General features: G+C 44.2%; 5 protein-coding genes. 3 read left to right on the top strand and 2 right to left on the bottom strand.

Annotation, left to right across the window (positions count from 1 at the left end; genetic code table 11):
- The coding region (locus BMZ95_RS10540) for an IS3 family transposase (protein ID WP_143455024.1) at positions 1-327 on the top strand (327 nt) is incomplete at its 5' end.
- A gap of 158 nt (positions 328-485) precedes the next feature.
- Here the strand turns inward: BMZ95_RS10540 and BMZ95_RS10535 are convergent.
- A complete protein-coding gene (locus BMZ95_RS10535) occupies positions 486-1,523 on the bottom strand; it encodes an aldose epimerase family protein (RefSeq protein ID WP_014074126.1) in 1,038 nt (345 codons plus the stop codon).
- 284 nt (positions 1,524-1,807) lie between these two features.
- Between BMZ95_RS10535 and BMZ95_RS10530 the strand changes: the two genes are divergently transcribed.
- The gene (locus tag BMZ95_RS10530; RefSeq protein WP_046922036.1) at positions 1,808-2,107 is read left to right on the top strand and encodes a hypothetical protein; all 300 of its coding nucleotides are present in this window, start codon (positions 1,808-1,810) and stop codon (positions 2,105-2,107) included.
- A 202-nt stretch (positions 2,108-2,309) separates the two neighbouring features.
- Here the strand turns inward: BMZ95_RS10530 and galE are convergent, their stop codons facing one another.
- Positions 2,310-3,305, bottom strand: a complete 996-nt coding sequence (galE, locus tag BMZ95_RS10525) for a UDP-glucose 4-epimerase GalE (protein ID WP_003692112.1) — start codon at positions 3,303-3,305, stop codon at positions 2,310-2,312.
- Positions 3,306-3,508: 203 nt separating this feature from the next.
- On the opposite strand from galE, the gene BMZ95_RS10520 reads away from it, so the two are divergent.
- Entirely contained in the window at positions 3,509-4,237 is a 729-nt protein-coding gene (locus tag BMZ95_RS10520; RefSeq protein WP_046922037.1) for a GntR family transcriptional regulator, read from the top strand.
- Positions 4,238-4,686: the final 449 nt, after the last annotated feature.

Here is a 4,686-nt window from a genome sequence, read left to right as displayed (position 1 = left end):
AGGAATCTTCCTGATCATGCCTGTCCCTTGATTCATTCGGATCAGGGATGGCAGTATCAGTTGCCTTACTATACTCAAAGATTGGCTAACCATCACTTTGTTCAAAGTATGTCTCGTAAGGGACATTGTCTGGATAACGCACCAGTGGAAAGCTTTTTCCACATACTGAAAACTGAGTTGCTGGATGGGCTACCATTATTTGAAGACATTACTGCATTTCAAATGATGGTTCAAGACTATATCCATTTCTTTAATTACGAACGGGTTTCTTTAAAAACAAAAGGCATGACTCCGGTAGAATACCAAAATCATGCCATGACAGCTTAATTGTTTAATTTTGTCTAACTTTTTTATTGCACTTCAATCACTGGCACGGATTTAAAATCATCATTCAGTTGTGGCCTTCGGTCGTCCAAATCTTGCGTACGGGGTCATGAGCGCCCCTCCTTATCTACCGCCTTGTTAGGCGGCTGGTCTTCACACCTTTACTTTATCTTGTCATACGCATACTGAATCCGATAAGTGCGCTTTCCTTGACGCGGCAAGATGATGTCTCCAAAGTTTTCCTGATTGATTGCATCCGGAAGCGTCTGGGCTTCAAGCGCAACGCCTTCCCCAGGCTTGGCAAGCGCACCCTTATCGCGGGTAAAGCGCATTTCGGCATCAAGTTCTGGCATCGTATACATTACAAGACCGTTTCTTTCCGAATTGATCGTAATCTGACGGCCGCTTTCCTCATCGCGCAAGACGGCAATCGGCAAAGCTGCGTGTCCCGGTTCGTTTACAACGAAAACATCGTCAAACCCGCCTTTTTCTTCATCAGCATCCTTAAGATTTCTGAAGTCTCTGAAATCACATGGCGTTCCTTCCACTTCGCGAATGCGTCCCGTCGGAATGTTGTTCTCGCCAAGATCAAGAAATTCGTGGCTGTTGATTTTTAGAGAAAGCGTGCTCAAATCGGGTCGATCGCTCGGATTGAAGTAAACGTGCATCGTTGGGTTAAAGAGCGTGTCGACTTCCCCGCCCAAAGCACTGTATGCAATCGTTACTTTGTTATTATTGTTCAACGTGTAAATAATAGTTGCCAAAATATCACCTGGGAAACCATCCATTTCTTCCGTGATTTTCTTTTGGAAAATGACGCTCACGCTGTTTTTATTCTGTGAAGTCGTGTAGTTCCAATTCCATTCAGTAAATCCATGGAAGCCGCCGTGAAGCGTATTTCCGTGATCATTTGCAGGAAGAGAAACCTGCTTGCCGTTGATGACGCACTTAGCATTGGCAATTCGACCGCCGACGCGTCCGATCGATTTGCAGACGCATTGCTCATTCTTATAATACTCTTCAGTATGTTCAAACCCCAAGAGCATGTTCTTTTTGGAATTTCCAGCCGGAACAAGAAATTCTTGCCAGATTGCGCCCATCGTCAGGCACGAAATTTCAACGCCGTTATCGTTGATAAGCGTAATTTTCGTTACCTTATGACCATCGTAGCTATCGAGTTCTTTTTTTATGATATCCATTCTTTTTCCCTCCAGATGCTTTTTCCTACCTTTTTATTTTATCTCATCAAGTCCGAAAATAAAAGCGCTTGCAATCAAATAAATTAATATTTTTTTATCATAGCAAATTGGTATATTCCGGTTTCAATCCTTATTTTTGCATATCCTTACGAGTTTTATGCTTATATAAGCATTATAAACACCTATTTTTAATTATTTGCTTATTTTCTGCAACTGAATGCTTGAAATTTCTTTTTTCCAAGAGTATGGTATACCCATAGGCAAATCAAGGAGGACAATTTATTATGAATGATACGGTTATTCAAAAACGCGAATCGCGTTCAAGCAAAAGCAAAGAGTGGAGAATGTCAAACGGAAACGGTCATTTTCTCGACGTAATCTTCAGCATCGATCTCGAAAACAGATTACGCTCGCACAGAAACTTCTCATTTGCGCGTTTTGAATCAGAACAGCTTAACAAACTCAGCAGCATCATCCCTTCATTGCAAGACGACTACCGTCTGACGATTGACGAGGAAGCCGTCGGATTGGCCTTCCTGCCGATCAGTTCAGAAGAGGCGCAGCCATTGATGAAATTGGTCTGATTATGTTTCTTTCCATGCACGGTTGCAGATCAAGATTCAGAAGTTTTTGCATGCTGAAAAATGCAGAGCTTCGTTTCACAGCATCTGAAACAAAGCAGATTTTTCCCTGCGTTGCAGGGCAAAGTTCAAAAACAAAGCGACATTAAAAAATGCAGGGCTTCGTTCCGCCACGTGACGGTTCAAAGCACTGCATTTTTAATTATTATTTGTCATCGTAGCCGTTCGGATGCGTGGAATGCCATGCCCAGGCCGTTTCGATGATCTTGTGAATATCGTCAAATTGCGGTTTCCATCCCAAAACTTCGCGAGCCTTGTCGGAGCATGCGATCAACGAGTCCGGATCACCGCCGCGACGAGGTGCCATTTCGGCCGGGATCGGTTTGCCCGTGACGTCTCGTGCAGCTTCAACGATTTCAAGGTTGGAAAATCCAGTCGAAGAACCAAGGTTGAAGGCATTTGATTCATTGCCCTTGCGCAAATAGTCGACGGCCAAAATATGCGCATCCGCCAAATCGAACGGATGAACGTAATCGCGAACGTTCGTGCCATCAGGCGTGTTATAGTCGTTGCCGAAAATTTGAAGCTTTTCGCGCTTTCCTTGAGCAACTTGCAAAACAATCGGAAGCAAGTGCGTTTCAGGATGGTGATCTTCGCCGATCGAGCCGTCCGGCTTGGCACCGGCAACGTTGAAGTAGCGCAAAGCAACGAATTTGACGCCGTATGCCTGATCCGCCCAACGCATGATTTTTTCCATCATCAGCTTGCTTTCGCCGTATGGATTGATCGGATTTTGCGGATCGTCTTCTTTGATCGGCATCTTTTCGGGAATTCCGTACGTTGCAGCCGTTGATGAAAAGACAATGTAGTTGACGTTGAATTCATGCATGACTTCAAGCAGCTTGACCATTCCGGCAGTGTTGTTGTCGAAATATTTCAACGGATCCTTCATTGATTCTGCAACCAATGAAAATGCAGCAAAATGAATCACCGCATCAATCTCCGGATTTTCAGAAAAGACTTTGCGCATGAACGGCTTGTCAGCCAAATCCCCCTGATAAAACTTTGCCTCCGGTCTAACGGCTGCCTTGTGCCCCGTTACCAGGCTGTCAACAACGACGACGTCTTGGCCTTGTTCGACCAGACGATCAACTGTGTGGGAACCGATGTAGCCGGCACCGCCTAATACTAAAACTGCCATATTTTTTCCTCCTGTTCAGGAATTAAAATTTATCCTCTTATATTTTACTATAGATTGGCGGAAATGTAACTAAAATTTACTAAAAAATAATAATATTTCCTAAACGCTTTTTCCCGTCCTTTTCATTTTAACCTTTTCTTGCTTGAAACGCTACAGTATGCTTAAATTGAGTAAGTATGATTCAAGCGAAAAGAGGTGTTCACATGGCAGAACTCATCTATAAACAAATCATCGCCGATCTCAAGAAACGAATCTTCTCCGGCGAATTCAAGGAAATGCGTCTCCCTGACGAACGCACGCTGGCACTTGAATACGAAGTCAGCCGCAGTTCGATCAAACGCGCCTTGACACGCATGGCAAGCGACGGCATCATCTTCAAGAAGCGCGGGTCCGGCACCTTCATCAATCCTCTGTATTTGAAAAACGAATCAGTTTTTAACTATGAAGAAGGAAAGAATCTCGGAGTCACCGACAACTTCAAAATGAACGGTCAAAAGCCTCAAATCAAAGTCCTCGAATTCGAAGTTGAAAAGCCGACTGAAGAACTTCAGCGCGACCTCTTCTTGAAACCCACAGATTTCGTTTACAAAATCGTCCGGTTGCGACTCTTCGAAAACGAGCCTTTCATGATCGAAACGGGATACATACCCATCAAACTCGTGCCGGATCTCACGCCCAAGATTATTTCCGGCTCAATCTTCAACTATATGCAAAACGAACAAAACCTTTCCGTAACCAAATCATTTCTCTCCGTTTTTGCCGAGCCGTCCACAACCCGTGACCAGGAACTTCTTGGTCTGAAAGATACGGAGCCGGCCGGCATCATGGAAGGCATTTTCTTTCTTGACAACGGTACTCCGTTCGAATTCTCCAACATGAGGTTCCACTACCGCTACTTGAAATTCAACACGTTCGTCAGCGTGGAAAATTAGATATTGTTTTAGCGACGCGTCCAAGTCCGAAACGGCAAGTGGCGGGTCGCTTTTCTATCGTTGATAATGCAATGCTTTGGATAAAGCGCGGACAGCTTTTGATGCGCGGACGGCAACGAAACGAGAAAGCTTCCGTGATAAGGATTCAAAAATTTTCAAAACGCATTAAAATGCAGAGACACCGGCATCAAACATCGTCTCAAAGTCTCTTGCTTTGGCGTAATCTCTGCCGTACGTCTGAATCGGGGTGCGCGGTACCAAAAGTAGACAAAAAACGTAGTGAATGTGTGATTTTTGTCTACTGGCTGGTCCAAATTCAGGGCGTGCGGGCTCGAAAGTAGAACAAAATTCACCAAAATTGAAAAAATGCTCTACCTCTGACTCCAAATTCGGTCCTCGCGGCTCAGAAAGTAGAACAAAATCTCCAAAATTTTGAAAAATGTTCTACC

It is taken from the genome of Ligilactobacillus ruminis DSM 20403 = NBRC 102161 (genome assembly GCF_900113455.1).
Classification (GTDB): domain Bacteria; phylum Bacillota; class Bacilli; order Lactobacillales; family Lactobacillaceae; genus Ligilactobacillus; species Ligilactobacillus ruminis.
The sequence above is the reverse complement of the archived record's forward strand: the minus strand, read 5'-3'. Positions and strand labels throughout refer to the sequence as shown.

Excerpts from the sequence above, each read along its gene's own strand:
- BMZ95_RS10535 (WP_014074126.1), bottom strand. The coding sequence starts at position 1,523 with ATGGATATCATAAAAAAAGAACTCGATAGCTACGATGGTCATAAGGTA.
- BMZ95_RS10530 (WP_046922036.1), top strand. The coding sequence starts at position 1,808 with ATGAATGATACGGTTATTCAAAAACGCGAATCGCGTTCAAGCAAAAGC.
- galE (WP_003692112.1), bottom strand. The coding sequence starts at position 3,305 with ATGGCAGTTTTAGTATTAGGCGGTGCCGGCTACATCGGTTCCCACACA.
- BMZ95_RS10520 (WP_046922037.1), top strand. The coding sequence starts at position 3,509 with ATGGCAGAACTCATCTATAAACAAATCATCGCCGATCTCAAGAAACGA.